Consider the following 26308-nt stretch of genomic DNA (forward strand, 5'->3'; position numbering starts at 1 on the left):
GTTATTGCGTCGTGCTGGCGCCGGCCTCGAACCACTGGCCCAGCAGCGCGCGCTCGTCGTCCGTGATCTGCGTGACGTTGCCCAGCGGCATCGCCTTCTGCTGCACGGCCTGCTGATAGATCAGCTGGGCGTGCGCCTTGATCTCGCCCGGCGTCTCGAGCTTGATGCCCTTGGCCGCGGTCGGCATCATCTTCGGCGCTTCGGCATGGCACTGCACGCAGCGCGCGTTCATGATTTCCTGCACCTTGGTGAAGCTGACCTTGGTCGCGGTCGCACCGTCCGGCTGCGCGGCGACCGGCTGGCGCGGCTGCGGGGCGATCATCACGGCGACCACGCCCAGCGCGGCGACGCCGGCGGCGGGCCACAGGACATTGATCTTGCCCTTGTGCTTGAGGATGAAGAACTGGCGGATCAGCACGCCGGCCAGCATGATCAGCACCAGCACGACCCAGTTGTACTTGTGCGCGTAGGTCATGCTGTAGTGGTTCGACAGCATCGCGAACAGCACCGGCAGCGTGAAATAGGTGTTATGCACGCTGCGTTGCTTGGCGTTCTTGCCGTGGATCGGATCGACCGGCTTGCCTTCGCGCATCGCCGCGACGGTCTTGCGCTGCCCCGGGATGATCCACACCAGCACGTTGGCGCTCATGATCGTGGCGATCATCGCGCCGGTCAGCAGGAACGCCGCACGGCCCGAGAACAGGTGGCAGGCCACGTAGGCGGCCAGCACCACGTACAGCGCGACCAGGATGCCGACCACGCGATCGTTCTTGCCGAACACGCGGCAGATGCAGTCGTAGACGACCCAGCCCACCGCCAGATAGGCGATCGCCAGCCCGACCGCCGCGCCGGGCGACATGTCGTAGACGTTCTTGTCGATCAGGAACGTGCTGGCGTTGAACAGGTACAGCACCACCAGCAGCGCGAAGCCCGTCATCCAGGTCGAATACGACTCCCAATAGAACCAGTGCAGGTTCTCGGGCAATTTCTTCGGTGCGGTCAGGTATTTCTGCGGGTTGTAGAAGCCGCCGCCGTGCACGGCCCACAGTTCGCCGCCGACGCCCTTGTCCACCAGATCGGGATCGACCGGCTTCTGCAGGCTGTTGTCCAGCCAGACGAAGTAGAACGACGAGCCGATCCACGCGATCGCGGTGATGACGTGAGCCCAGCGCAGCAGCAGATTGGCCCAGTCGAGAATGTAGCCTTCCATCTCTTGTCTCCTGTTTCCCTCGCTGCGCGGATCAGCTGCCGCGGTAGGTCGAGTACGACCACGGCGACACCAGCAGCGGCACGTGGTAATGCGCGCTGGTATCGGCAATGCCGAAACGCAGCGTCACCACGTCGAGAAAGGCCGGCTCGGGCAATTGCACGCCGCGCGCACGGAAATAATCGCCGGCGCCGAATTCGAGCTCATAGACGCCGACGGCGAAGTCGGCCCCTTCGAGCAGCGGCTGATCGCAACGGCCGTCGTGATTGGTCACAACGGTCTTCAGCGTTTCGCGGCGATTGTCAACAATTTTGGAAAGGGTAATCGACAGGCCTTGGCCGGGAATGCCTGCGGCGGTGTCGAGAACGTGGGTGGTCAAGCGTCCCATGGTCTGGTTCCTTAGCACGTGGGTGGTGAGAGGCGCCGCTGCCTTCACTAGCACCATTTGTGGGTATGGTGCCCGCTCGGTACGTCTTTTCAACGCATCCCGGCGCAGAACTGGTGCATGGCGACAATGCGCTGCACCAATCCGGATGACAACTGCGGGATTACCCGTAGTTGTCGAAAACCTGGTTCGGTTTTGTTGACAATATTGAATGCACAACCAAATAATTGTCAACAATTTTTGGATCGGCGCCATCGAGCGATGCGTGCCCGAATCCTCCACCAGCGGGTGCCACGATGTCCAAGACTCTCAAGCTGATTGCCGGCGCCGATGAAGGCGCCGCGCCCAACGAAACGAAGCCGCGCAAGGGCTCGGTCGAGGAGCGCATGTATCACGAGATCTACGACGCGATCATGGAGCATCGGCTGCCGCCGCGCACCAAGCTGACCGAGCATTCGCTTTGCGAGATCTATGCCACCGCGCGGCACACCGTGCGCAAGGTGCTGGCCCGTCTCGCGGCCGACGGCATGGTGGATCTCGAGCCCAATCGCGGCGCCTTCATCGCCAGCCCTTCCACCGACGAGGCGCACGACATGTTCGAACTGCGCCAGATGCTCGAGCGCGCCGTGCTGGAGAAGCTCGCCGCGCAGCGCAATGTCCGCAGCGTGATCGCCCCGGTGCGGCAGATGGTGCAACAGGAGCGGCAGGCCTTCCTGAACAACGAGCGGCCCAAGTGGATCCGCCTGTCGGCCGAATTCCATACCGCGCTGGCCGAGCTGTCGGGCAACGCGCTGCTGGTCACGATGATGCGCCGGCTGGTGTCGCGCACCACGCTGATGATCGCCAGCGTCGAGGCGCCGGGCAACAACGCCTGCTCCTTCGACGAACACGAAGCCATTCTCGATGCGCTGGAACAGGGCGACGCCGCCCTGGCGCAATCGCGGATGGCGCACCATCTCGGCGCCTGCGCCGACCGCGTACAGCCCGATGACCCGGGCAGCTTCGACCTTCGCAGCGTGCTGGGACGCTCCACCTAGCACGCTGTTCCACCCTGCCGGCGTCCCGCCCAGCTTTCACCGCCCGCCCAGCCACGCGCACCTTCGAGGTGCCGGCAGCGGGACCGGGCCCGAGTCGTTCCCAACGATCGGGCCGGACATAACAGAAGGCATGCGGACGCCCAGCAAACGTCCAACCATCGGAGAGGAGACAAACACAATGACAAGCGCAAGCACCACGGTCCCCACGGACCTGACCAATGAGCGGCTGCCCTCGGGCCGGCTGCTCGCGCTCGGGCTGCAGCATGTATTGGTGATGTACGCGGGCACCGTGGCGGTGCCGCTGATCGTCGGCGGCGCGCTGAAGCTGCCGAAGGACCAGCTGGCCTTCCTGATCAACGCCGACCTGTTTGCCGCCGGCATCGCCACGCTGATCCAGGCGTTCGGCTTCTGGAAGTTCGGCATCCGGCTGCCGGTGATGATGGGCGTGACGTTCGCTTCGGTGGCGCCGATGATCGCGATCGGCACCGATCCCAATATCGGCCTGCTCGGCATCTATGGCGCGGTGATCGCGTCCGGGCTGTTCGGCATCCTGATCGCGCCGATGATGGGACGGATGCTGGGCCTGTTCCCGCCGGTGGTGACCGGCACCGTGATCACGCTGATCGGCGTGTCGCTGATGCGGGTCGGCATCAACTGGGCCGCGGGCGGCCAGCCGACGACCCGCTCGGTGATCGACGGCGTGGTCAAGGAGGTGCCCAACCTCGCCTACGGCGACCTGACCAATCTGGGCATCGCCGGCGCGGTGCTGGTCATCATCCTGCTGCTGACCAAGTACGGCCGCGGCCTGGTGTCGAACTGCGCGGTGCTGCTGGGCATCATCGCCGGCACGCTGATCGCGATGGCGATGGGCAAGGTGTCGTTCGAAGGGCTGCACGAGGCCAGCTATGTGGCCGTCATCACGCCGCTGCATTTCGGCATGCCGACCTTCCACTTCTCGGCGATCCTGTCGATGTGCATCGTGATGGTGATCACGCTGGTCGAATCGACCGGCATGTTCCTTGCACTGGCGGACATCACCGGCAAGCGGCTGTCCAACGCCGACCTGACGCGCGGCCTGCGCGCCGACGGCCTGGGCACGGTGATCGGCGGCGTGTTCAACACCTTCCCGTACACCTCGTTCTCGCAGAACGTCGGCCTGGTCACGGTGACCGGCGTGCGCTCGCGCTATGTCGCCGCGGCGGGCGGCCTGATCCTGATCGCCTTTGGCCTGTTCCCGAAGATGGCGCACGTGGTCGCCTCGGTGCCGCAGTTCGTGCTGGGCGGCGCCGGCATCGTGATGTTCGGCATGGTCGCCGCGACCGGCATCCGCATCCTGGGCTCGTGCGACTTCACCCGCAACCGCCACAACTTGTTCATCGTCGCGATCTCGATCGGCTTCGGCATGATCCCGACGCTGTCGCCGACGTTCTTCCAGTACCTGCCGAGCTGGACGCATGCGATCACGCACAGCGGCATCGTGCTGGGCACGGTGGTCGCGGTGGCGCTGAACCTGTTCTACAACGGCATGCAGTCGGCCGACGAAGCGATGCGCAACGCGGCCGCCAACAGCCACGGCACGGAGTAAGGCCAGCCGTGCGTTTGCCCGCGCCGCCGCTGTGGCCGTTGTTGCCGCCGCGGCGGCGGCGCGGGCCGGGTCGATGCCGTGCGGCCTGTTTTGACAACCCGAGTGACCCTGATGACAAACCATAACTATCCACGCGATCTGATCGGTTACGGCAGCCAGCCGCCGCACGCCCAATGGCCCGGCGGCGCCCGCGTTGCGCTGCAGTTCGTGCTCAATTACGAGGAAGGCGGCGAGAACTGCGTGCTGCACGGCGACGCGGCCTCCGAGCAGTTCCTGTCCGAGATCGTCGGTGCGGCGGCCTACCCCGACCGCCACATGAGCATGGAGAGCATCTACGAATACGGCTCGCGCGCCGGTGTCTGGCGCATCCTGCGCGAGTTCGAGCAGCGCGGCCTGCCGCTGACGATCTTCGGCGTGTCGATGGCGCTGCAGCGCCATCCCGAGCTGACCCGCGCCTTCGTCGAGCTGGGCCATGAGATCGCCTGCCATGGCTGGCGCTGGATCCACTACCAGAACATCGACGAGGCCACCGAGCGCGAGCACATGCGCATCGCGATGCAGATCATCCGCGAGCTGACCGGCAGCGCGCCGCTGGGCTGGTACACCGGCCGCGACAGCCCGAACACGCGCCGCCTGGTGGTCGAGCACGGCGGCTTCGTCTACGACTCGGACTACTACGGCGACGACCTGCCGTTCTGGACCGAGGTGCGGACGAGCAACGGCGAAACGAAGCCGCATCTGGTGGTGCCCTACACGCTCGATTCGAACGACATGCGCTTTGCCACACCGCAGGGCTTCAACACCGGCGAGCAGTTCTTCCAGTACCTGAAGGACGCCTTCGACGTGCTGTACGCCGAGGGCGATCCGCAAGGGCTGAACCAGCCGAAGATGCTGTCGATCGGCATGCATTGCCGGCTGCTCGGACGCCCGGGCCGCTTCCGCGCGCTGCAGCGTTTCCTGGACTACGTGCAGTCGCACGACAAGGTCTGGATCGCACGCCGCATCGATATCGCGCGGCACTGGATCGAGACGCATCCGTACAAGGCCAGCACGGCGCGGTAATGCGCCCTTATCTGGCGCCCTTCTCCGGCGCCCTTCTCCGGCGCCCTTCTCCGGCGCCCTTCTCCGGCGCCCTTCTCCGACACCAACACCAGAGTCCCGACGTGACCTACACCCTCTCCCAACTGAACGCGATGCCGTCCGCCGAATTCGTGCAGGCCCTCGGCGGCATCTATGAACACTCGCCCTGGGTCGCCGCGAGCGCCGCCGAGCAGCGTCCCTTCGCCGATCGCCAGGCGCTGGCTGCGGCAATGCAGGCGGCCGTCGACCAGGCCGGCGAAGCGGCCCAGCTCAAGCTGGTGCGCGCCCACCCGGAGCTCGCGGGCAAGGCCGCGGTGCGCGGCGAGCTGACCGAAGAATCGACGCGCGAGCAGAGCGGCGCCGGACTGAATCAATGCACGCCCGAGCAATTCGAACGGCTGCAGGCATTGAATGCGCGCTACAACGAGAAATTCGGCTTTCCGTTCATTCTCGCGGTACGCGGCTACGATCGCGCCGGCATCATCGACGAGTTCGCAAGACGCATCGAGAATTCGCCGGCCGATGAGTTGCAAACTTGCATCAATCAGATCCATCGCATTGCCCAGTTCCGTCTCGACGACTTAGTATCCGGCTGAGTCGAAATTCCCCTCGCATGGAACCCATGCATGGAGCAAGACCGCACATCGGGCAAGGCCTCGGCAAGTCACCGCCGGCGCCCTGCCCGATGACACGATGAACGGCGCCCGAAGCCAGCGCCGTCCGCCGCCGGCACCCTCGCCACCGATGCCGCCGGTACATACCAAAAAGAGAACCCGTCAGGGACCCAGTACACAACGTTCCAACAGGATCAAACCACGGAGGTCTTTCATGCAGAAGCAGTTCAAGTTGGCGGCACTGGCCGCGGCCCTTTTCAGCGGCGGGGCCATGGCGCAATCGAGCGTCACGCTCTACGGCCAGGTCGACATGTTCGTCGGCGCGGTCAAGAGCCCGGGCACCGGCGAGCGCGCCTGGGTCGCCAATTCGGGTGGCATGCAAACGTCGTACTGGGGTATCAAGGGCGCCGAGGATCTGGGCAACGGCCTCAAGGCGATCTTCGACCTGAACGGTTTCTATCGCACCGATAACGGCCGCACCGGCCGCTTCGACGGCGATGCGATGTTCAGCCGCAATGCGTATGTCGGCCTGCAGAGCGACCGCGCCGGTACGCTCAAGCTCGGCCGCAATACCACGCCGTATTTCATCTCGACCATCCTGTTCAACCCGCTGGTCGATTCGTACGTGTTCTCGCCGGCGATCTTCCACACCTATTTCACGGCCACCAATGGCACGGTGTTCGATCCGGGCATCATCGGCGATTCGGGCTGGAGCAATTCGCTGGTCTATTCGACGCCGACCTTCGGCGGCCTGACCGCCAACCTGATCTACTCGTTCGGCGAACAGGCGGGCTCGACCGGCCGCAACAAGTGGGGCGGCAACCTGATGTACTTCAACGGCCCGCTGGCCGCGACCGTCGCCTTCCAGCAGGTCAAGTTCAACAACGTGCCGGGCGATGTGACGTCGCCCGCCACGCTGGCCGGCTTCGACAAGCAGAACGCGGTGCTGGCCGGCCTGTCGTACGACTTCAAGGTGGTCAAGCTGTTCGCCCAGGGTCAGTACATCAAGAGCGACGTGACCAATGCCACCGGCGACATCAAGCACACCAGCGGCCAGATCGGTGCCTCGGTGCCCATCGGCGCCGGCAGCCTGCTCGCTTCGTATGGCTATGCCAAGGCCGAGAACAATGTCGACGACTTCAAGCGCAACACGTTCGCGATCGCCTACGACTACAACCTGTCGAAGCGCACCGATGTGTATGCCGCCTACTTCTACGACAAGATCACCGGCGCGGAGCACGGCGATTCGTTCGGTGTGGGCATTCGGCACAAGTTCTGATCGGGATTGCCTTCGGGCCTGAACGGCCTGAACGGCCTGAACGGCCCCAAGGACCCTGTCGCCTTGCCCTCTCCCCAGGCCCCTCTCCCGCGAGCGGGAGAGGGGCTAAGACCAGCAGCGTGTCACGGGTCTGTGGGTGTCCCTCTCCCGCTTGCGGGAGAGGGCTAGGAAGAGGGCAACAGCGCTCCCACGCTGCGGCGCAATGCCGCAGCATCGCATCATTTCCTCCCTTCCCCGCTGCATCGCAGCACCGTTCCCCTGCTCCCGCGCGGGAATGGACGACTTCACCTCATAGGCTCATTCAATTGGCACGGCCCAGGACGAATGCCTACATTGAACGTCCAGACCACGATTAGCCAAACGAGAGAGGTGACTCATGCGGCGATACGCAAAGACCCGGTCGGAGTTGATGGCTATCCTCAACCAGTGCCTCGATAACAATCCGGAATGCGGCGAGTGCGAATTGCATGCGGTACGCGTGCACCAGCCCGACCATACGGGATGCAATTGGAGCGCCGAGGTGAACTTCCCCCGTGCGGCCGAAGACAGCGTGTCGATGCAATTGCGTGCGGCGAAGTCGATCATCGTCGACATGCGCCAGCAGTACAACGTATTGCAATAGCGCGGCCTTCAGCCAATACGCTGCTCCGCAGCACAGCACCGCAGCATGAAATCACGAGCACCGAACATTGAGCAAAACCGACGAATGCCAACGCGACCGAATGTCGCAATGAAAAAAGCCGGGCACCCAGCCCGGCTTTTATTTTGCGGCGAGCGCCAGCGTCCGCTCAGCGCAGCGCGCCCGACTCCGCTACCGCCACCGCCGTCATATTGACGATCCGGCGCGTGGTCGCCTGCGGATTCAGGATGTGCACCGGCTTGGCGGCGCCCAGCAGGATCGGGCCCACCGTCACGCCCTGGCCGCCGGTGATCTTGAGCAGATTGAACGCGATATTGGCCGCGTCCAGCGTCGGCATCACCAGCAGATTGGCAGAGCCGGCCAGCTTGGTGCCCGGCAGGAAATGACGGCGCACGTCCTCGACCAGCGCCGCGTCGCCCTGCATCTCGCCCTCGACTTCGAGCTCGGGCGCGATCTGGCTCAGGATCTCCTGCGCCGCGCGCATCTTGCGCGCCGAGGCGCGGTTCGACGAGCCGAACATCGAATGCGACAGCAGCGCGACCTTCGGCGTCAGGCCGAAGCGGCGGATCTCTTCGGCCGCCAGTTGCGTGATCGCGGCCAGTTCGTCGGCGGTCGGGTCCTCGTTGACGAAGGTGTCCGTGATGAACAGCGTGTACTTCTCCAGCATCAGCGCGTTCATCGCCGCCAGCACCTTGGCGCCGGGCTTCAGGCCGATCACGTCGCGCACATGCTCCAGATGCGCCTCGAAGCGGCCCACGGTGCCGCACAGCAGCGCATCGGCATCGCCCATGTGCATCAGCATCGTGCCGATCAGGGTGTTGGAGCGGCGCAGCGCGACCTTGGCCATGTCGGGCGTCACGCCATCGCGTCCGCGCAGCGCGTGATAGGCCTCGTGATAGGCGCGATAGCGCGGATCGTCCTCGGGATTGACCAGCTCGAAATCGACGCCCGGCTTCAGCCGCAGGCCGGCCTTGTCGATGCGCATCTGGATCACGTGCGGACGGCCGATCAGGATCGGGCGCGCCAGCCCTTCGTCGACCACGGTCTGCACCGCGCGCAGCACGCGCTCTTCCTCGCCCTCGGCATAGGCCACGCGCTTGGGCGCGGCCTTGGCGGCCGAGAACACCGGCTTCATGATCAGGCCGGTGTGGTAGACGTATTGGGTCAGCTGCTGGCGATAGGCCTCGAGGTCCTGGATCGGACGCGTGGCCACGCCCGATTCCATCGCCGCGCGCGCGACCGCCGGCGCGATCTTCTCGATCAGGCGCTGGTCGAACGGCGTCGGGATGATGTAGTCGGGGCCGAACTTCAGTTCCTTGCCGGCATAGGCGGCGGCCACCGCATCGTTGGTCTCGGCCTCGGCCAGCTCGGCGATCGCCTTGACGCAGGCCAGCTTCATTTCCTCGGTGATCTTGGTCGCGCCGCAATCGAGCGCGCCGCGGAAGATGTACGGGAAGCAGAGGACGTTGTTGACCTGGTTCGGATAGTCCGAACGGCCGGTCGCGATGATGCAGTCGGGACGCGCGGCCTTGGCCACTTCCGGACGGATCTCCGGCTCGGGATTGGCCAGCGCCAGGATAATCGGCTTGTCGGCCATCGTCTTGACCATCTCGGCGGTCAGCACGCCGGCGGTCGAGCAGCCGAGGAACACGTCGGCGCCCTCGACGATATCGGCCAGCGTGCGGGCCGACGTGTCCTGCGCATAGCGCGCCTTGTTGGCCTCCATGTTGGCGTCGCGGCCGACGAAGATCACCCCCTTCGAATCGACCACGTAGATGTTCTCGCGCTTGACGCCCAGGCTCACCATCGTGTCCAGGCAGGCGATCGCCGCCGCGCCCGCGCCCGACACCGCCATCTTGACGTTGGCGATGTCCTTGCCGACCACCTTCAGGCCATTGAGCAGCGCCGCCGCCGAGATGATCGCCGTGCCGTGCTGGTCGTCGTGGAAGACCGGGATGTTCATCCGCTCGCGCAGCTTCTTCTCGATGTAGAAGCACTCGGGCGCCTTGATGTCCTCGAGGTTGACGCCGCCCAGCGTGGGTTCCAGCGCGGCGACGATCTCGACGATCTGATCGGGGTCGCGCGCGTCGAGCTCGATGTCGAACACGTCGATGCCGGCGAACTTCTTGAACAGGCAGCCCTTGCCTTCCATCACCGGCTTGCCGGCCAGCGGGCCGATGTCGCCCAGGCCCAGCACCGCGGTGCCGTTGGTGACCACCGCCACCAGATTGCCGCGCGAGGTGTACTCGGCCGCCATGGCCGGGTCCTTGGCGATCTCCTCGCAGGCATAGGCCACGCCCGGCGAATAGGCCAGCGACAGGTCGCGCTGGTTGGACAGCGCCTTGGTCGCAGTCACCTGGATCTTGCCCTTGGTCGGGCTGCGGTGATATTCCAGCGCGGCGAGGCGCAGTTGCGCTTCAGGACTATTGGGGGCGTGTTGCGGTGCGTCACCGCTGGTCTTGCTGCTCATGTCGCTCGTCCGGAAAGAGGCCCAACATGGCGCCGTACGATGCCGGTCGATACCGGTCGAACCGCCAGGGCCGAAAAAATCGAGCAGCTATTCTAGCCCAGCCGCCGTGCGCGAGTCGCCCCGATGGCGCCCCGGAAGGCCGCAAACGCGGGGATTTTGCGGTTAAAGAGCTTTTACCGGAATAGCGTCAATGGCCCGGATCGGGTGCGAATGGGTGCGAATGGGTGCGAATGGGTGCGAGTGCGCCCTGGGCGATCCACCGGTAAAACAAAACGCCGGCATGCAGCGTTGGCAATGCATACCGGCGTCGATGTATTTCTCGCTGTTGCCCGTTATCTGGCGTTCTTGTCGACCTCCAGCGTCACGCGCCGCGGCCGGCCGCTTTCCATCGGAAATTCCGCGAAGGCGCTGCGCACCAGATAGGGCATCAGCCCGGGCATCGTGCTGCCTTCGCTCAGGTTCTGCGCGGTCACCTGGTAGACGCGCTTGTTGCCGGCGGCCTCGCGGATAAAGACGCGCAGGCTCGCCAGCGTGGCCGGGACGTCGCGGATCACCGTCTGTGGCGGCCAGTAGCCCGGGCCCCAGCCCCACGGCCCCCACGGGCGGTAATAGCCGTACGGGCCCCAGTACGGCCCCCACGGATACCAGGGATCGGGATAGTAGGTCTCGTGCACGCGCACCAGGCGCGGATCCGAATCGAAATCGAAGCTGACCAGATAGCGCGCCTGCGACCGCGGCACCTGCGTGAAGCCGTGGCCGGACAGCGCGTCGGCGATCCAGTTCTGATAGGTGGCGCGGTCCAGCTGGCCCTGCTGCTCCTGCCCCTTTTCGGCGTCGAACGCGTAGGTGCGGGGCGGATCGTTCTGCCAGCCGGGCTGGCGGAACGCCGTCACGTCGGTGGTCACGGTGCTGGCGCAGCCGGACAGCAGCAAGGCGCCGAGCATCGCGGCCCCGGCCCATCCGGACCAGCTGGCGGTCCGCCCCCTTTCCTGACCGCGACGGCTGACGGTGCTCAGCCATTGACCCGTCCGTGCACAGGCGTTTCGCCATTGCCACATGATGTTCTTCCTTCTGTTCATGGTCTCGCCGACAGGGCTCCACCGGACCGTGCGCCGGTGGTGGGCGCGGGGGCGGTCGGCGGGCCGCCCTCTCGTTGCATCAGACCGGCGGCGTGCGCTGGAATTCCCTTGGCGCCATGCGGCCATGCCGTGCTTGGCTACAATGGATTACCCGGCGCCCGGCGCGCCCGACTCATCGCCTTCCAGGACAGGACCATCCATGCTCCGCACCGATACCCCCGTCACCGTCCACCGCAAGGACTATACCCCGCCCGCCTTCGCGATCGAACACGTCGACCTGGTGTTCGAGCTCGATCCGCAGCGCACCGTGGTGACCAGCACGCTGCGCTTTGCCCGCCGCCAGGCCGGCGCGCCGCTGGTGCTGGCCGGCGAAGCGCTCGAGCTGGCGAGCGTCAGTCTCGATGGCCAGCCATTCGGCGACTATCGCCTCGACGATGGCAGCCTGACGCTGAACGGGCTGCCCGAGCATGGCACGCTGCAGATCGTCAGCGCCTGCCAGCCGGAAGCCAATACCACGCTGTCGGGACTGTACGTCTCCAACGGCAACTTCTTCACGCAGTGCGAGGCCGAGGGCTTTCGCCGCATCACCTATTTTCTCGACCGTCCCGACGTGATGGCGACCTACCGCGTCACGCTGCGCGCGGACAAGGCCGCCTATCCGGTGCTGCTGTCCAACGGCAATCTGATCGGGGAACAGCAACTGGACGGCGGCCGCCACGAGGCCGTGTGGGAAGACCCGTTCCCCAAGCCCTCCTATCTGTTCGCGATCGTCGCCGGCAAGCTGCAATGCATCGAGCAGCGCATCACCACCGGCTCGGGCAAGGAAAAACTGCTGCAGGTCTGGGTCGAGCCGCAAGACCTGGACAAGACGCAGCACGCGATGGATTCGCTGATCCATTCGATCCGCTGGGACGAACGGCGCTTCGGACTGGAACTGGATCTGGACCGCTTCATGATCGTCGCCGTCGGCGACTTCAACATGGGCGCGATGGAAAACAAGGGCCTGAACATCTTCAACACCAAGTACGTGCTGGCCAATGCGGCCACCGCGACCGACACCGACTTCTTCAATATCGAATCGGTGGTCGGCCACGAGTACTTCCACAACTGGACCGGCAATCGCGTGACCTGCCGCGACTGGTTCCAGCTGTCGCTGAAGGAAGGGCTGACGGTGTTCCGCGACCAGGAGTTCTCCGCCGACATGATGGCCGAGCAAGGCGCCGACGACGGCTCGGCGCGCGCCGTCAAGCGCATCGAGGACGTGCGCGTGCTGCGGCAGGTGCAGTTCCCCGAGGATGCCGGGCCGATGGCGCATCCGGTGCGGCCCGACAGCTACGAGGAGATCAACAACTTCTACACCGTGACGGTGTACGAGAAAGGCGCCGAGGTCGTGCGCATGTACCAGACCCTGCTGGGCCGCGAGGGCTTCCGCAAGGGCATGGACCTGTATTTCCAGCGGCACGACGGCCAGGCGGTGACCTGCGACGACTTCCTCGCCGCGATGGCCGACGCCAACGGCCGCGATCTGACCCAGTTCGGGCGCTGGTACAGCCAGGCCGGCACGCCGGTGGTCGGCGTGCATTCCGAATGGGACGCCGGCGAGGGCAGGCTGACGCTGACGCTGACGCAGCAATGCCCCAAGGTCGGCATCGAGACCCAGCCCGGCACCCCGGAGAAGCTCCCCTTCCATATCCCGTTCGCGGTCGGGCTGATCGGCGCCGACGGCAAGGACCTGCCACTGCAGCTCGAGGGCGAGGCTGCCGCCGGCGACACCACGCGCGTGCTGAACTTCACCGAAGCGCGGCAGACCTTCCGCTTCGTCAACCTGCCCAAGGGCCCGCGCGCGCCGTTGCCTTCGCTGCTGCGCAACTTCTCGGCGCCGGTGATCGTCGATGTCGACTACAGCGACGACGAGCTGACCTTCCTGCTGGCGCACGACAGCGATCCGTTCAACCGCTGGGAAGCGGGCCAGCGGCTGGCGACGCGCGCGCTGCTGAAGCTGGTCGCCGACGTGCAGGCCGGGCGCGAGCTCGAGCTGGACCACGCGCTGATCGGCGCGTTCCGTTCCGTGCTGACCGACACCTCGCTGAGCCCCGCCTTCCGCGAGCAGGCGCTGATGCTGCCGGCCGAGGCCTATCTGGCCGAACGCATGGGCGTGGCAGATCCCGCGGCGATCCATCGCGCGCGGCAATTCATGCGCGCCGGCCTCGCCCGCACGCTGCAGAGCGACTGGCTGGGCGCCTACGAAAGCAACGCGACCACCGGCCCGTATCGCCCCGATCCGGAATCGGCAGGCAAGCGCGCGCTGCGCAATCTCGCGCTCGGCTATCTGGTCGAAGTCGGCGACGATGCGATGTATGCGCTGGCCGGCGAGCAGTATCAGCAGGCCGACAACATGACCGACCGCTTCGCCGCGCTGACGGCCCTGGTCAACAGCTTCGCGCCGGGCCGCGAGGCGGCGCTGGCCGACTTCTACCAGCGCTTCGAGCACGATCCGCTGGTGGTCGACAAATGGTTCTCGCTGCAGGGCATGCAGCGCGGCGAAGTCGGCCCGCATGCGGGCAAGCGCACCATCGACACGGTGCGGGCGCTGATGCAGCATCCGGCCTTCACGCTGCGCAACCCCAATCGCGCACGGGCGCTGATCTTCAGCTTCTGCTCTGGCAACCCCGCGCAGTTCCATGCCGAGGACGGCTCGGGCTACGAATTCTGGGCCGAACAGGTGCTGGCGCTCGACGCGATCAATCCGCAGGTGGCGGCACGGCTGGCGCGCGCGCTGGACCGCTGGCAGAAATACGCGCTGCCGCTGCGCGACAGGATGCGCGCCGCGCTGGAACGGGTGGCCGCGGCCGACAAGCTGTCGCGCGACGTGCGCGAGATCGTCGGCAAGGCACTGTCGACGTGAGGCGGCTGGTCGGCCGCGGGTTGGGATGCCGGTCGGCTGCCGATTGGGTGCGCTAGCCAACCAGCGATCGCGGTCCAGGCCCGCCGGCTTCGGTGGGCCGCCCGCCCCGGCCTGTAGAATGGCGGCCATTCAAGGAGGAAACCCATGACTCGCATCAGCCTGACCCGCTATCTGGTCGAGGAACAACGCCAGCACAACACCATCCAGCCCGAGCTGCGGCTGCTGATCGAGGTGGTCGCGCGCGCGTGCAAGGCCATCTCCAATGCCGTCAGCAAGGGCGCGCTCGCCGGCGTGCTCGGCTCGGCCGGCACCGGCAACGTGCAGGGCGAAACCCAGCAGAAGCTGGACGTGATCGCCAACGAAGTGCTGCTCGACGCCAACGAATGGGGCGGCCACCTGGCCGCGATGGCGTCGGAGGAAATGGACTCGTTCTACGAGATCCCGAACCGTTATCCGAAGGGCGAATACCTGCTGCTGTTCGATCCGCTCGATGGCTCGTCGAACATCGACGTCAACGTGTCGATCGGCACGATCTTCTCGGTGCTGCATATGCCCAAGCCGGGCCAGACCGTCACCGAGTCCGACTTCATGCAGCCGGGCACGCAACAGGTCGCGGCCGGCTATGCGGTGTACGGCCCGCAGACCACGCTGGTGCTGACCGTCGGCAACGGCGTCCATATGTTCACGCTGGACCGCGAGGCAGGCAGCTTCGTGCTGACGCAGTCGGATGTCAGGATTCCCGAGGACACCAAGGAATTCGCGATCAATATGTCCAACATGCGGCATTGGGCCCCGCCCGTGCGCCGCTACATCGACGAATGCCTGGCCGGCGAGGAAGGCCCGCGCGGCAAGAACTTCAACATGCGCTGGATCGCGTCGATGGTCGCCGACGTGCACCGTATCCTGACGCGCGGCGGCATCTTCATGTATCCGTGGGACAAGCGCGAGCCGGAGAAGCCGGGCAAGCTGCGGTTGATGTACGAGGCCAACCCGATGGCGATGCTGGTCGAACAGGCCGGCGGCGCGGCCACCAACGGCCATCAGCGCATTCTCGAGGTCCAGCCGGAAAAGCTGCACCAGCGCGTGTCGGTGATCCTGGGCTCCAAGAACGAGGTCGAGCGCGTGACGCGCTACCACCAGGAAGCGCAAGCGGGCAGCTGATACGCCTGCTTGCACGCGGGCCGGTCTTTCGACAGAGGCCGGTCTCGCGAAGCCTGCATCGACGTGCATGGTGCCCGCCGACAGGGAGCCGACCGCATTGCCGGTGGCTCCTTTTTCTTTTCGCAGCGGAAATCAGAATCCGCTCATTTCCTCCGCCTCGTAGAGTCCCTACCCTGCTGTTTTCTCCACGGAGCAAGGAAACCGCGATGGCCCCCCTCTCGGATGCCGGCGCCCGCTACGCCATCACCCCACCGATCAACCCGCCCGTCACCGCCACCACGCCGGCAAACCCGCCGTGCGGCGAGGCCCCGCTGGAACGCACGTCAGTGCAGGCCCTCGCCATCCGGCTGCACGAGACGCTCGATGTCGCGCTGCATTACGGGCTGAGCGACGGCATCGACCTGCATGTCTGCGATCTGCGCCAGCTGGCGAACTGGGGCGTGCCGATCAGCGAGCACGAACGCGAGCTGTACTTCTACCCCTGGACCATCGATGCATCGGACCCGGTGTTTCCGGTCACGCTGGTCCGCCTGCGCGAATTCATCGCCGCGATCGACAACCTGCTGACCGCCCTGGCGCGGCCGGACGAGGCCATGCCCGGCCATCCCGCCTCGCCTACCGGCCGCACCTTCGGCTGACCGCCGCCTGCGGGAACCGTGAAAAAGTGCGCCGGGGGGCTTCACAGCCGCCGGATCCGCTGCTATTATTGCGGGCTCTATCCGGTTCCCAACCGGTGGTGTTGCCGAAGTAGCTCAGTCGGTAGAGCAGCTCATTCGTAATGAGAAGGTCGGGGGTTCGATTCCTCTCTTCGGCACCAGGTTTCAAAGAAATGCCCTTGGATTTTCCAAGGGCATTTTTTTTTGGCGCCCCACCCTTACGCCCCAGGCCAAGGCTCCGTCCGACGGCCGGTCGCTTTCCCGCTCTACCTTTCAGAATCCGCTCAGCGCCCACCGCGCCGACGCTGGATAAGCTCGAACCTCCTCCACCCACTCGAGCTCACCATGAATCCGATCGCGTTGCACCGGCAGTCGCAGTCATTCGGCCCTGCGTCCATTCCCGAAACTCCGCTCGAACGAAAGCTCGCGCCAACGCCCAGGCACAGCGCGGAAAACAACGACACGCCGACTTGCACCGAAGTCCGCGCAATGACGATGCGGCTGGACCAGGCCATTGGCCGCGCCGGCTCGGACGATCCCGATGCGTTCGTCACGCTATGCCTCGCCGACCTCCGGCAAATGGACCGCTGGGGCGTCACGATCCACGGCGAAACGCTCTGGAGCTATTTCGATCTGGGCTCGATCGACGACGTGGAGCCGCGCTATCCGGTAACGTTGGACGAAGCGCGTTTATTGCGTCGCGCCGTTGCCGCGTTGGATCACGATCGCTGTCAGTCGATCCGCCGTAGTGGGCGTTGGCGCGGCACGGTCTGAGCGACGGGCCGACATCGCCAACGCAAGAACACGACAGGATGGAAGCCGGCCCGGCTCTATCCCAACGTTCCGTTCCGGTCAACCCTACTTCACGGTCCCCACTTTCGGGGAGCGCCTTGCTAATATCCCGCGCGGCTTGTTGCCGATAAAAGAACAAGGATCAATAACAAGGAAAAGAGATGAGAAATTGGACGGGATTTACCGCAGCCGCATTGGTTGCCGCGGCACTGAGCGCGTGCGGCGGTGGCGGCGATGACGGGGGCAATGAGGCGGGTAAAGACACGGGCTTTCAACTGTCCGCCAGTCTCGATGGCACGCCGGTCACCGGCTTTGCGCTGAAGGACGGCGGCAGCACGACGCTCAATATCGCGTCGGGCCAGGACCTGCGTCTGAGCGCCAGCAACGGCGTGACGTGGACCGCGAGCATGGAGAAGACCACGATCCAGCCGAAGAGCCAGAACAGTGCGGTGTGGGATGCCGTGCTGATCAGCCCGGAAGGCGGCACGGTGACGCTGGTGGCCAAGTCCGCCGCCGATGCGAGCAAGCTGGCGACCATCCGTATCGAGGTGCCGCCGCACCGCTATGCGCGGGTCGCAGCCAAGGTCGGTGAAACCACGTTGTGGCGCGAGCAGGGCACGACTGTCGACGGCTCACCCATCGACCGCACCTATCGCGATACGACGACTGCCGTCGATTCGCAAGGCGGATTCACGATGAACCGCTACAGGACCACTGGCGAGCTGACCGATACCATCCTCAACGACGCGGATCGCAACCGTACGGCGCGCATTAGCGCAGACAGCCCGAGCCAGACCTGCACCTTCACGCCGAAGCGCGAGCATTTCCAATACCCGATGTTCGTCGGCAAGACCTGGACCTCGGGCTGGCAATATCAGTGTGGCGCATATCACGAAACGGCCGCCCTCGAAGCCAGCGTGGAAGCGTTCGAGCGTGTCGCCGTCGGCAGCGATACGTTCGATACGTTGCGCATCAAGTACGGCGTAGCATTCACCAATTCCAATGACGGCAACCTGACCAACGGCGTGACCGGCAATGCCGCCTACCGGATGGACTACCGCTGCTGGTGGGCCACCGAACTCGGCCGGGCGGTCAAGTGCGAGTTCAACTACAGCTATGTCGGCATTGAGCCGGCCGGCAATATCCGGCACTACACGCAGACCGCGCTGTCGCTGCAGTAACCAGGGCGCGAAGGCGTAACCAGTCTCAGAAAAAGCGGCGCCTGTGCGCCGCTTTTTCATTCCCGCACCACCCCGATCCCTTCGCCGACCAGCCGCAATTCGACCTTCGGCATATCTTCCATCACGCGCATGGTCTTCTGACCGATCGTCACGCTGACGCCGCCATGCACGCACTTGCCGACCACCACGGCGGCGTCCGGGCGTGGATGCAGTTGCTCGGCGAGCTTGGCCAGATGGGCGTCGGTGTCCAGCATGTCCCGCGTGTATTTGAACAGCGTGGCGCGCGCCTTCTCGCGCAGTTCCGGCGTGGCGCGCTCGGGATTCTTGGCGAAGAACGTCATCAGTTGCTGGATCTTGGCCTGCTCCTGTTCCTGCCGGCGCTTGTCCGCCTCCAGCGCCGCCTTCTCGGCGTCCGCATAGGGGTTCAGTCCGACATGGATGGCGGTGGCGGTGCCGGCCGGCGCGCCTAGCGTGCCGGTACGGACCGCATGCCAGGCGCGCGAGCGGCCGCCGGTGATATTGCCGCTGCCGATGGCCGGGTCGCCCGCGGTGATGACCTCGCCTGCAGCAACATCGCTCTGGCGAATGGCGCTGTCGGCGGTGACCGTGGTGCCCGCCTCGACCACGGCGTTTTCGATAAAGCGCGCATGCACCGATCCCTTGCACTGGATCCGCGCGATCGCGCTCGCCGGATCGTGCGGCCCTTCGGACTTGCCGATGATGCCGCCGCTGACGACCACATTGCCGCCGGCCTCGACATGGGCGGCCTCGATGGTGCCGCCGACGATCACGTCGCCGCCGACACGCACCGACATGCCGGTCTTGATGTCGCCGTTGACACGCAGCGTGCCCTCGAACGCGATATTGCCGGAGTGCATGTCGACCGCATCGACCGCGACGACCGGATTGACGCTGACGCCGCGCGCGCGCACCGATGGCAGGCCCGCGACGGTCGCCACCAGCAGATTCGGATCGTGCGCATCCGGGCCGACGCCAGTCAGGCGATCGGAGAACGGCGTGTCGGCAACCTCCGGTGCCGGCAGCACGCGGCCGAACACGTCCTGACCCGCGGTACCCTGCACCGCGGCGACCCGCCGCATCAGATGCGTGCCGGGCTGCACCAGTAGCAGGTTGCCGAGGTCTCGCAGATCGATCCGGGCGTGATCATCCTCGGCGCCGCCGCGGCGCGGCTCCAGCAGATTGACGAAGCGGGCCGGCGTGCCTCGCGTCGGCGCCGTGCCGTGCACGATCGGCAGGTCGTCGCAACGTCCCGCGGCGAAGGCTTCGGCCAATGCCGGCTCGTCGACGGGCAGCTTGATGCCGCGCCCCGCGAGCACGATGCGTACATCGTCGGGCTGCACCGCACGTCCGCCTTCTGGCGGCCAGAGCGTCAGCCGCACCGTCAGCGAGTCGGCATCGATATCGATCTCGAAATAGCCGTCGACGAGTTCGCCGACCACCGCCTCGGCCGGCGGCCCGTCGCGATGGCAGGCGAGCAGGAACGCCGCGATGGCGTGCTCGTCCAGCCTGGCATGCGCCCATCCCTGCGTCTCGAGGGCTGCCATCAGCGCGGCGCGGTCGGGCGGCCCGCTGCCGCCTTCGCCCTCCACCGGCACCTCGTACCGGGCCCGCACGGCCTTGTCCGTGGCCTCCACCCACACCCGTACAACCGAAGCTGCTACGTCACCCATCGCGTCCTCCAGCCGTCTGCCTTTGATTTATCGTTGTTGTTGAGGGCGGCACCGAGTCGACATGCCGCCTGTCCGTCACCTACGGCAGATTTCGGCAAAACTTTAGGAGAATTTTTTCGGGACGCCTTCCGGTAAACTGTCGCCCTGCCCGCCCGGGCCTTCGCCGCTCGCAGGACGCCGCAACATGCCGCAAGACGCGGCGCATCAGGACCCGGGCCAACCCCGCCGTATCCCATGTCGAACACCCACGAAATCCGTCCCGGCCAATCGATCGAGCTGCTCAAGGAACTCCATATCCTGACCCGCGACGGCAAGATGAACCAGGACAGCCGCCGCAAGCTGAAGCAGGTCTATCACCTCTATCAGTTCATCGAACCGCTGTTGCAGGATCTCAAGCGAGACCATGCCGACCTGACGCTGGTCGACCATGGCGCCGGCAAGTCGTATCTCGGCTTCATCCTCTACGATCTGTTCTTCAAGACGCAGCAGGACCGCTCGCACATCTACGGCATCGAGACGCGCGAGGAACTGGTGCGTTCGTCCACCGCGCTCGCCGAGCGGCTCGGTTTCCCGGGCATGTCGTTCCTGAATCTGTCGGTGGCGGAGTCGATCACCTCGGACCGGCTGCCCGCGACGGTCGACATGGTCACCGCGCTGCATGCCTGCAATACCGCTACGGACGATGCGATCCGCTTCGCCTTGACCAAGCGCGCCAAGTACATCGTGGTGGTCCCTTGCTGCCAGGCCGAGGTCGCGGCGGTGCTGCGCAGGAACAAGTCGAAGTCGCTAGGCAATCCGCTGACCGAGATCTGGCGCCATCCGCTGCATACGCGCGAATTCGGCAGCCAGGTCACCAACGTGCTGCGCTGCCTGCAGCTGGAGGCGCACGGCTACCAGGTCACGGTGACCGAGCTGGTCGGGTGGGAACACTCGATGAAGAACGAGCTGATCGTGGCCCAGTACAAGGACCTGCCGCGCCGGCGCCCGTCCGAGCGGCTGGCGCACGTGCTCGAAACGCTGGGGCTCGAGGAAATGCGCGAGCGGTTCTTCACGCCGGCCTGAGCCACGGCGTCAGCCGCGCGCTCACCCACGCTTACCGGGGTTCGTCCCCCGCCATCCAGCGCCGCCAGCCTTCGTGACCGAGCCGGCGCAGGGTTTCCTCATTGCGCTCGTAGATGTCCGCCGCGTCGGGAAAGGCCTCGACCGCGCGGGCAATGCTGTCTTCGCGCAGCAGATGCAGGATCGGATACGGCGCGCGATTGGTGTAGTTCTCGATATCGTCGGCATCGGTGCCGGCGAACTGGTATTGCGGGTGGAAGCTGGCGATCTGCAGCACGCCGGACAGGCCGAGGCTGTCGAGCATGCGTTCGGCCAGGTACAGGAAATCGTTGTAGTCGGCGAAGTCCGCCAGCATCCGGGGGACGATCAGCAGCGTGGTATCGATGTGCGCCGGATTGGCCGCGGCCAGCGCCTTCAGCTCGGCCTCGACGGTATCGAGCAGCGCCTCGGCGTCGGTGGCCTCGCAGACCACGTAGCGGATCTGGTCCTTGACGTGGACGCTTTTGGCGAACGGACACAGATTGAGCCCGATCACCGCGCGCGTCAGCCAGTGACGCGTGGCATCGACGATCTGCTGCTGCTCCGCCGGCGACATCGCTCAGGCCGCCTTGCCGATGCGGCCGACGATATCGAGCGCGACCGCCTCGGCGACCTCGATGCCGTCGATCGCGGCGGAATAGATGCCGCCCGCGTAGCCCGCACCTTCGCCGGCCGGATAGAGTCCCGCGACATTGACGCTCTGGTAGTCGTCCTTGCGGCGGATGCGCAGCGGCGACGAGGTCCGCGTTTCGACGCCGGTCAGCACGGCGTCGTCCATCGCGAAGCCAGGCACCTGCCGTTCGAACGCCGGCAGCGCCTCGCGAATCGCTTCGATCACGTAGTCGGGCAGTGCGGTGCTCAGATCGGTCGGGGTCACGCCCGGCTTGTACGAGGGCTCTACCGTGCCGAGCGCGGTGGACGGCCGCCGCGCCAGGAAGTCGCCGACCAGCTGGCCCGGCGCGCAGTAGTTGCGCCCGCCCAGCTCGAAGGCGCGTTCTTCCCAATGGCGCTGGAACTCGATGCCGGCCAGCGGTCCGCCCGGATAGTCGTCGGGCGTGATGCCGACGACGATGCCGGCATTGGCGTTGCGCTCGGCGCGCTTGTACTGGCTCATGCCGTTGGTGACCACGCGCCCCGGCTCGGATGCCGCCGCCACCACGGTGCCGCCCGGGCACATGCAGAAGCTGTAGACCGAACGGCCGTTGCTGCAGTGGTGCACGATCTTGTAGTCGGCGGCGCCCAGCAGCTTGTTGCCGGCAAACTTGCCGAAGCGGCTGCGGTTGATCATGCCCTGCGGATGTTCGATGCGAAAGCCGAGCGAGAACGGCTTGGCCTCCATGAACACGCCGCGTCGGTACAGCATCTCGAAGGTATCGCGCGCGCTGTGGCCGACCGCCAGGATCACCTGCTCGCACGGCAGATAGTCGCCATTGGACAGCTGCAGTCCGCGCACGCGGCCGCCTTCGATGTCGATATCGTCGACGCGCGTGTCGAAACGGATCTCGCCCCCGAGCGCGAAGATCTCCGCACGGATGTTCTCGACCATCTTGACCAGCCGGAACGTGCCGATGTGCGGCCGCGCCTTGAACAGGATGTCCTCCGGCGCGCCGGCCTTGACGAACTCGTGCAGTACCTTGCGGCCGTAGTGCTTCGGGTCCTTGATCTGGCTGTAGAGCTTGCCGTCGGAGAAGGTACCGGCACCGCCCTCGCCGAACTGCACGTTCGATTCCGGATTCAGCACGCTCTTGCGCCATAGACCGAAGGTGTCGCGGGTGCGTTCGCGCACTTCCTTGCCGCGCTCCAGAATGATCGGGCGAAAGCCCATCTGCGCGAGGAGCAGCCCGGCCAGCAGGCCGCACGGGCCCATGCCGATCACCACCGGTCGCGGCGTGGCCGTGTGCTGCGGCGCCTGCGCGACGAAGCGGTACGTCATGTCCGGCGTCACGCTCCAGTTCGGCTTGCCGGCGATGCGCTTGCGCGCCGCCTCCTCGTCCTTCACCTCGATATCGACGATATACGTCAGCTTGATATCGGAGCGCTTGCGTGCGTCGTGCGCGCGGCGGAACACGGTAAAGGACACCATGCCATCGCCCTTGATGCCGATCTCGATCAGCCGCGCGCGGACAGCGGCCTCCAGGTCACTTTCTGAATGGTCGAGGGGGAGCTTGAGTTCACTGAGGCGTAGCATGGGGAACGAGGTATTCGGCGGCCGAGCGGCGGGTCCGATGGCCAACCCGCAATTCTAAAGCCTTTCGGCCGCGCCGGCCCCTCGCTGCCGCCGCTGCCCCCCCCGGGTGGGCCGTCGGTCCTTGGCGCTCAATCCTGGGCTGGCACCTGCCCCAGCAGCGCGGCATAGCGAGCCAGGTCGACATTGCCGCCGGACAGGATGATGCCGACCCGCTTGCCGGCGATCGGGGCCTTGCCGGCGAAGGCCGCCGCAGCGCCCAGGCAGCCGGTCGGTTCGACGACCAGTTTCATGCGGCCGGCAAAGAAGCGCATCGCCTCGACCAGTTGGGCGTCGCTGACCGTGACGATATCGTCGACCAGCTGCTGCAGCACCGGGAAGGTGTGGCGGCCAAGATGCTGGGTCTGCGCCCCGTCCGCGATCGTGTTGGGCGTGCCGATCTCGACGATGCGCCCCGCCCGCAGGCTTTGCTGCCCGTCGTTGCCCGCTTCGGGCTCGACCCCGATGATCTTGCAGCCGGGATGCATCGCCCGCGCCGCCACGGCGCTGCCCGACAGCAGACCCCCACCGCCCAGCGGGACCAGCAACACGTCCAGCGGACCGGCCTGCTCGAACAGCTCCTTGGCGGCGGTGCCCTGCCCGGCCATCACGTCCGGATGGTCGAACGGCGGGATCAGCGTCAGGCCCTGCTCGCGCGCCAGCCGCTCGCTGATGGCATGGCGGTCCTCGGTATAGCGGTCGTACAGCACGACTTCGCCGCCATAGCCGCGCGTCGCGGCGATCTTGGCCGCGGGCGCGTCCTTGGGCATCACGATCACCGCGCGCGTGCCGAACAGCCGCGCCGACAGCGCAATCGCCTGCGCATGGTTGCCCGACGAGAACGCCGCGACACCGGCGGCGCGCTGTGCGGCAGACAGTTGCGCGATCGCGTTGTAGCCGCCGCGAAACTTGAAGGCGCCCATGCGCTGCAGGTTCTCGCACTTGAAGAACAGCCGCGCGCCGGCCTGCGCGTCGGCGGTGGCCGAGGTCAGCACCGGCGTATGGTGCGCGACGCCGCTGATGCGGCGATGCGCCTCCACGACATCGATGAACGAGATGGCCAATTGCGTCATGGGACAACACTCCTTGCAGGGAAATGAGATACGCGGTTCGAAAGGACGGGCATCGGCCGGCTCAGTGCGCCAGGCGCCGGCGGCGCCAGCCGGAAAGTATGCGCGCGATACGGGCCCGGGAGAATACCCAGGCACGTTGGCGCAGCCGCACGGTGGTATCGCGCCGCGCGCGCAGCGCAAACCAGCCGGAGCGGGACAGCGCGACCACGCTGCCCGGTCCCAGTGCCCGTCGCGGCCAGTGCAGCGTGTCGGCGAGCAGCAGCGGCGGCTCGATCAGTTCCACGTCGCCATCGGCGACATGCAGCTCGGTACCGGCCCTGGCGTGGAAGCCGACCGAGTGGCCGGCATGCAGCGTCAACGCACGGTGGTGGTAGATCGGATGTGGCAGCAGGGACAGGATGGACATGATGGGCCTCGGACGGGTTCTGATGCCGCTGGGGTTGTGCTGTGGCTGCGGGCGGCCCGTCTGCGACGGGATGCCATGACACAGCAGCAAAGAGCGGCCGGCATCGTGGATGCGCGATCGACTGAACGCAGCGTACCGGCCGCCGTCGCGGTGCGGCAGGCACACGGCACCGCAACGGACAGCAGAACAGAGGCCCATCCTTTGCTCTGTTACGATACGGCGGATACTTTTCTGTATCTGTTGCGCATCGGCCGGATGCGCCACCATGCCGCATGGACTCCGCCCCGCTGTACCGTCAACTCGCCGGCCACTATCGGCAGGCCATCGCCTCGGGCACGCTGCTGCCCGGCGAGCGGATGCCATCGATACGGGCCCTGATGGAGCGCCACGGCGTCAGCCTGTCGACCGCGCTGCAGGCGTGCCGCGAGATGGAGGCGCAAGGGCTGCTCGAAGCGCGTCCGCGCTCAGGCTACTTCGTCCGCCCCCCGGCGCCGCAGACCACGCCCATCGCGGAACCGTCGGCGTCGCTGCCCGATCCCGCGCAGTACGTCGGCATCCACGCACGCATCTCGGCGATCATCGCGCGCGGCCGCCGCTATCCCGACGCGATCAATCTGGCGGGCGCCTGCGCGCCGCCCGAGCTCTATCCGGTCGAAGCGCTGCGCCAGGCCACCGGCCGCGCGCTGCGCCGCCATCCCAGCCTGCTGGGCAGCGCAGTCGAGCCCGATGGACATCCGGCACTGCGCGCCGCGCTGGCGCGCCAGGCGCTGCAGGCGCGCATGACGCTGGCGCCGGAACAGATCGCCATCACGCATGGCTGCACCGAGGCGCTGAACCTCGCCTTGCGCGCGGTGGCCGGTCCGGGCGACGTCATCGCGGTCGAATCCCCGACCTATTACGGATTGCTGCAAATCCTCGAAAGCCTCGGCATGCGGGCGCTCGAGGTGCCGTGCAGCCCGCAGACAGGGCTGTCGCTGGAAGCGCTGGAACTGGCCGCGCAGACCTACGACAACATTCGCGCGGTGGTGGTGGTACCGAACCTGCAGAACCCGCAGGGCAGCATCATGCCGGACGCGAACAAGGCGCGGCTGGTGCAATGGTGCGAGGCGCGCGGCATCGCGCTGATCGAGGACGACTGCTTCTCGACGCTGGCCGACGACGACGCGCCGCTGGCCGCCGCCAAGGCGTGGGACCGCAGCGGCAACGTGATCTACTGCGCCTCGCTGCACAAGAATCTGGCGCCGGGCATGCGGCTCGGCTGGATAGCCGCCGGCAAATGGCAGGCCCGCGTCGAGATGCTGAAGTTCAGCCAGTCGCGGCCGAACGAGCTGCTGTCGCAGATCGCCGTGGCCGAGCTGATGGCGTCGGGCGATGTCGATCGGCATCTGCGGCGGCTGCGCGCACGGCTGCGCCATCAGCGGCATTGGGCGGCAGAGACCATCGCTGCCCTGTTTCCGCCGGGCACGCGGCTGTCGGCGCCGCAGGGCGGCATGCATCTTTGGGTGGAGCTGCCGGACCGGCTGTCGTCGGAGGCGGTGTTCGAGCAGGCGCTCGAGGCCGGTGTGCGCGTGATGCCCGGGGTGGTGTTCTCCAACTCGAGCCGTTTCGACCATTGCCTGCGGATCAATATCGGCGCACCGCGGTCGACCGCGCTGGAGCGGGCGTATCGGAAGCTGGCGGGAGTGGTGGCGCGGCTGGCGCCACGCTAGCGGAAGGGGTGGGACGCGGTGCGTGGCACCGCGTCC

22 protein-coding genes and 1 tRNA gene are annotated in these 26308 nt (G+C 66.3%); 14 read left to right on the forward strand and 9 right to left on the reverse strand.

Going from position 1 to position 26308, the window contains the following annotated elements; all coding sequences use genetic code 11:
* Position 1 precedes the first annotated feature (1 nt).
* Entirely contained in the window at positions 2-1210 is a 1209-nt protein-coding gene (locus M1D55_RS20285; RefSeq protein ID WP_064573062.1) for a urate hydroxylase PuuD, read from the reverse strand.
* A gap of 31 nt (positions 1211-1241) precedes the next feature.
* Entirely contained in the window at positions 1242-1595 is a 354-nt protein-coding gene (gene uraH / locus M1D55_RS20290; protein WP_006576977.1) for a hydroxyisourate hydrolase, read from the reverse strand.
* A gap of 293 nt (positions 1596-1888) precedes the next feature.
* Between uraH and M1D55_RS20295 the strand changes: the two genes are divergently transcribed.
* From M1D55_RS20295 to M1D55_RS20320, 6 genes are all read left to right on the forward strand, one after another.
* Positions 1889-2629 (forward strand): GntR family transcriptional regulator, encoded by a 741-nt coding sequence (locus M1D55_RS20295; RefSeq protein ID WP_006576976.1) that lies wholly within the window; start codon positions 1889-1891, stop codon positions 2627-2629.
* A 178-nt stretch (positions 2630-2807) separates the two neighbouring features.
* On the forward strand, positions 2808-4214 hold the full coding sequence (locus tag M1D55_RS20300; protein ID WP_023263726.1) for a nucleobase:cation symporter-2 family protein: 1407 nt from the start codon (positions 2808-2810) through the stop codon (positions 4212-4214).
* 111 nt (positions 4215-4325) lie between these two features.
* Entirely contained in the window at positions 4326-5276 is a 951-nt protein-coding gene (gene puuE, locus M1D55_RS20305) for an allantoinase PuuE (protein ID WP_456281687.1), read from the forward strand.
* Positions 5277-5407: 131 nt separating this feature from the next.
* Positions 5408-5890 (forward strand): 2-oxo-4-hydroxy-4-carboxy-5-ureidoimidazoline decarboxylase, encoded by a 483-nt coding sequence (gene uraD / locus M1D55_RS20310; protein WP_052511403.1) that lies wholly within the window; start codon positions 5408-5410, stop codon positions 5888-5890.
* 232 nt (positions 5891-6122) lie between these two features.
* The gene (locus M1D55_RS20315; RefSeq protein ID WP_064573059.1) at positions 6123-7187 is read left to right on the forward strand and encodes a porin; all 1065 of its coding nucleotides are present in this window, start codon (positions 6123-6125) and stop codon (positions 7185-7187) included.
* A 376-nt stretch (positions 7188-7563) separates the two neighbouring features.
* Positions 7564-7809 (forward strand): hypothetical protein, encoded by a 246-nt coding sequence (locus M1D55_RS20320; protein ID WP_456281688.1) that lies wholly within the window; start codon positions 7564-7566, stop codon positions 7807-7809.
* A 166-nt stretch (positions 7810-7975) separates the two neighbouring features.
* Here M1D55_RS20320 and M1D55_RS20325 read toward each other — a convergent pair whose 3' ends face one another.
* On the reverse strand, positions 7976-10297 hold the full coding sequence (locus M1D55_RS20325) for an NADP-dependent malic enzyme (protein WP_064573057.1): 2322 nt from the start codon (positions 10295-10297) through the stop codon (positions 7976-7978).
* A gap of 332 nt (positions 10298-10629) precedes the next feature.
* The gene (locus tag M1D55_RS20330; RefSeq protein ID WP_064573056.1) at positions 10630-11241 is read right to left on the reverse strand and encodes a DUF4136 domain-containing protein; all 612 of its coding nucleotides are present in this window, start codon (positions 11239-11241) and stop codon (positions 10630-10632) included.
* A 334-nt stretch (positions 11242-11575) separates the two neighbouring features.
* On the opposite strand from M1D55_RS20330, the gene pepN reads away from it, so the two are divergent.
* The 6 genes from pepN (at position 11576) to M1D55_RS20360 (ending at position 18071) form a co-directional block, all read left to right on the forward strand.
* Positions 11576-14281 (forward strand): aminopeptidase N, encoded by a 2706-nt coding sequence (gene pepN / locus M1D55_RS20335; protein ID WP_064573053.1) that lies wholly within the window; start codon positions 11576-11578, stop codon positions 14279-14281.
* A gap of 144 nt (positions 14282-14425) precedes the next feature.
* Positions 14426-15442 carry a class 1 fructose-bisphosphatase gene (locus M1D55_RS20340; RefSeq protein ID WP_006576016.1) on the forward strand — a complete coding sequence of 339 codons (1017 nt, stop codon included), beginning with the start codon at positions 14426-14428 and terminating at the stop codon, positions 15440-15442.
* A 206-nt stretch (positions 15443-15648) separates the two neighbouring features.
* The gene (locus M1D55_RS20345) at positions 15649-16080 is read left to right on the forward strand and encodes a hypothetical protein (protein ID WP_456281689.1); all 432 of its coding nucleotides are present in this window, start codon (positions 15649-15651) and stop codon (positions 16078-16080) included.
* Between the two features lie 103 nt (positions 16081-16183).
* Positions 16184-16259, forward strand: a tRNA-Thr gene (locus M1D55_RS20350).
* Positions 16260-16443: 184 nt separating this feature from the next.
* Positions 16444-16872 carry a hypothetical protein gene (locus M1D55_RS20355; protein WP_456281690.1) on the forward strand — a complete coding sequence of 143 codons (429 nt, stop codon included), beginning with the start codon at positions 16444-16446 and terminating at the stop codon, positions 16870-16872.
* A 179-nt stretch (positions 16873-17051) separates the two neighbouring features.
* On the forward strand, positions 17052-18071 hold the full coding sequence (locus M1D55_RS20360; protein ID WP_456281691.1) for a hypothetical protein: 1020 nt from the start codon (positions 17052-17054) through the stop codon (positions 18069-18071).
* Between the two features lie 56 nt (positions 18072-18127).
* Here M1D55_RS20360 and M1D55_RS20365 read toward each other — a convergent pair whose 3' ends face one another.
* Positions 18128-19762 (reverse strand): DUF342 domain-containing protein, encoded by a 1635-nt coding sequence (locus tag M1D55_RS20365; RefSeq protein WP_456281692.1) that lies wholly within the window; start codon positions 19760-19762, stop codon positions 18128-18130.
* Between the two features lie 234 nt (positions 19763-19996).
* Between M1D55_RS20365 and M1D55_RS20370 the strand changes: the two genes are divergently transcribed.
* Positions 19997-20824 carry a class I SAM-dependent methyltransferase gene (locus M1D55_RS20370; protein ID WP_006576020.1) on the forward strand — a complete coding sequence of 276 codons (828 nt, stop codon included), beginning with the start codon at positions 19997-19999 and terminating at the stop codon, positions 20822-20824.
* A gap of 31 nt (positions 20825-20855) precedes the next feature.
* Here the strand turns inward: M1D55_RS20370 and M1D55_RS20375 are convergent, their stop codons facing one another.
* From M1D55_RS20375 to M1D55_RS20390, 4 genes are all read right to left on the reverse strand, one after another.
* On the reverse strand, positions 20856-21416 hold the full coding sequence (locus M1D55_RS20375) for a DUF1415 domain-containing protein (protein WP_456281693.1): 561 nt from the start codon (positions 21414-21416) through the stop codon (positions 20856-20858).
* A 3-nt stretch (positions 21417-21419) separates the two neighbouring features.
* Positions 21420-23048 (reverse strand): NAD(P)/FAD-dependent oxidoreductase, encoded by a 1629-nt coding sequence (locus M1D55_RS20380; RefSeq protein ID WP_023264642.1) that lies wholly within the window; start codon positions 23046-23048, stop codon positions 21420-21422.
* Positions 23049-23176: 128 nt separating this feature from the next.
* A complete protein-coding gene (locus M1D55_RS20385; protein WP_232204730.1) occupies positions 23177-24157 on the reverse strand; it encodes a threo-3-hydroxy-L-aspartate ammonia-lyase in 981 nt (326 codons plus the stop codon).
* Positions 24158-24218: 61 nt separating this feature from the next.
* Entirely contained in the window at positions 24219-24563 is a 345-nt protein-coding gene (locus tag M1D55_RS20390; RefSeq protein ID WP_006576023.1) for a hypothetical protein, read from the reverse strand.
* Positions 24564-24835: 272 nt separating this feature from the next.
* Between M1D55_RS20390 and M1D55_RS20395 the strand changes: the two genes are divergently transcribed.
* Entirely contained in the window at positions 24836-26272 is a 1437-nt protein-coding gene (locus M1D55_RS20395) for an aminotransferase-like domain-containing protein (protein WP_456281694.1), read from the forward strand.
* Positions 26273-26308: the final 36 nt, after the last annotated feature.

Source organism: Cupriavidus sp. JZ107 (genome assembly GCF_053903255.1).

Coding starts and splice junctions, on each gene's coding strand:
- M1D55_RS20285 (WP_064573062.1), bottom strand. CDS start 1,210: ATGGAAGGCTACATTCTCGACTGGGCCAATCTGCTGCTGCGCTGGGCT.
- uraH (WP_006576977.1), bottom strand. CDS start 1,595: ATGGGACGCTTGACCACCCACGTTCTCGACACCGCCGCAGGCATTCCC.
- M1D55_RS20295 (WP_006576976.1), top strand. CDS start 1,889: ATGTCCAAGACTCTCAAGCTGATTGCCGGCGCCGATGAAGGCGCCGCG.
- M1D55_RS20300 (WP_023263726.1), top strand. CDS start 2,808: ATGACAAGCGCAAGCACCACGGTCCCCACGGACCTGACCAATGAGCGG.
- puuE (WP_456281687.1), top strand. CDS start 4,326: ATGACAAACCATAACTATCCACGCGATCTGATCGGTTACGGCAGCCAG.
- uraD (WP_052511403.1), top strand. CDS start 5,408: ATGCCGTCCGCCGAATTCGTGCAGGCCCTCGGCGGCATCTATGAACAC.
- M1D55_RS20315 (WP_064573059.1), top strand. CDS start 6,123: ATGCAGAAGCAGTTCAAGTTGGCGGCACTGGCCGCGGCCCTTTTCAGC.
- M1D55_RS20320 (WP_456281688.1), top strand. CDS start 7,564: ATGCGGCGATACGCAAAGACCCGGTCGGAGTTGATGGCTATCCTCAAC.
- M1D55_RS20325 (WP_064573057.1), bottom strand. CDS start 10,297: ATGAGCAGCAAGACCAGCGGTGACGCACCGCAACACGCCCCCAATAGT.
- M1D55_RS20330 (WP_064573056.1), bottom strand. CDS start 11,241: ATGCTCGGCGCCTTGCTGCTGTCCGGCTGCGCCAGCACCGTGACCACC.
- pepN (WP_064573053.1), top strand. CDS start 11,576: ATGCTCCGCACCGATACCCCCGTCACCGTCCACCGCAAGGACTATACC.
- M1D55_RS20340 (WP_006576016.1), top strand. CDS start 14,426: ATGACTCGCATCAGCCTGACCCGCTATCTGGTCGAGGAACAACGCCAG.
- M1D55_RS20345 (WP_456281689.1), top strand. CDS start 15,649: ATGGCCCCCCTCTCGGATGCCGGCGCCCGCTACGCCATCACCCCACCG.
- M1D55_RS20355 (WP_456281690.1), top strand. CDS start 16,444: ATGAATCCGATCGCGTTGCACCGGCAGTCGCAGTCATTCGGCCCTGCG.
- M1D55_RS20360 (WP_456281691.1), top strand. CDS start 17,052: ATGAGAAATTGGACGGGATTTACCGCAGCCGCATTGGTTGCCGCGGCA.
- M1D55_RS20365 (WP_456281692.1), bottom strand. CDS start 19,762: ATGGGTGACGTAGCAGCTTCGGTTGTACGGGTGTGGGTGGAGGCCACG.
- M1D55_RS20370 (WP_006576020.1), top strand. CDS start 19,997: ATGTCGAACACCCACGAAATCCGTCCCGGCCAATCGATCGAGCTGCTC.
- M1D55_RS20375 (WP_456281693.1), bottom strand. CDS start 21,416: ATGTCGCCGGCGGAGCAGCAGCAGATCGTCGATGCCACGCGTCACTGG.
- M1D55_RS20380 (WP_023264642.1), bottom strand. CDS start 23,048: ATGCTACGCCTCAGTGAACTCAAGCTCCCCCTCGACCATTCAGAAAGT.
- M1D55_RS20385 (WP_232204730.1), bottom strand. CDS start 24,157: ATGACGCAATTGGCCATCTCGTTCATCGATGTCGTGGAGGCGCATCGC.
- M1D55_RS20390 (WP_006576023.1), bottom strand. CDS start 24,563: ATGTCCATCCTGTCCCTGCTGCCACATCCGATCTACCACCACCGTGCG.
- M1D55_RS20395 (WP_456281694.1), top strand. CDS start 24,836: ATGGACTCCGCCCCGCTGTACCGTCAACTCGCCGGCCACTATCGGCAG.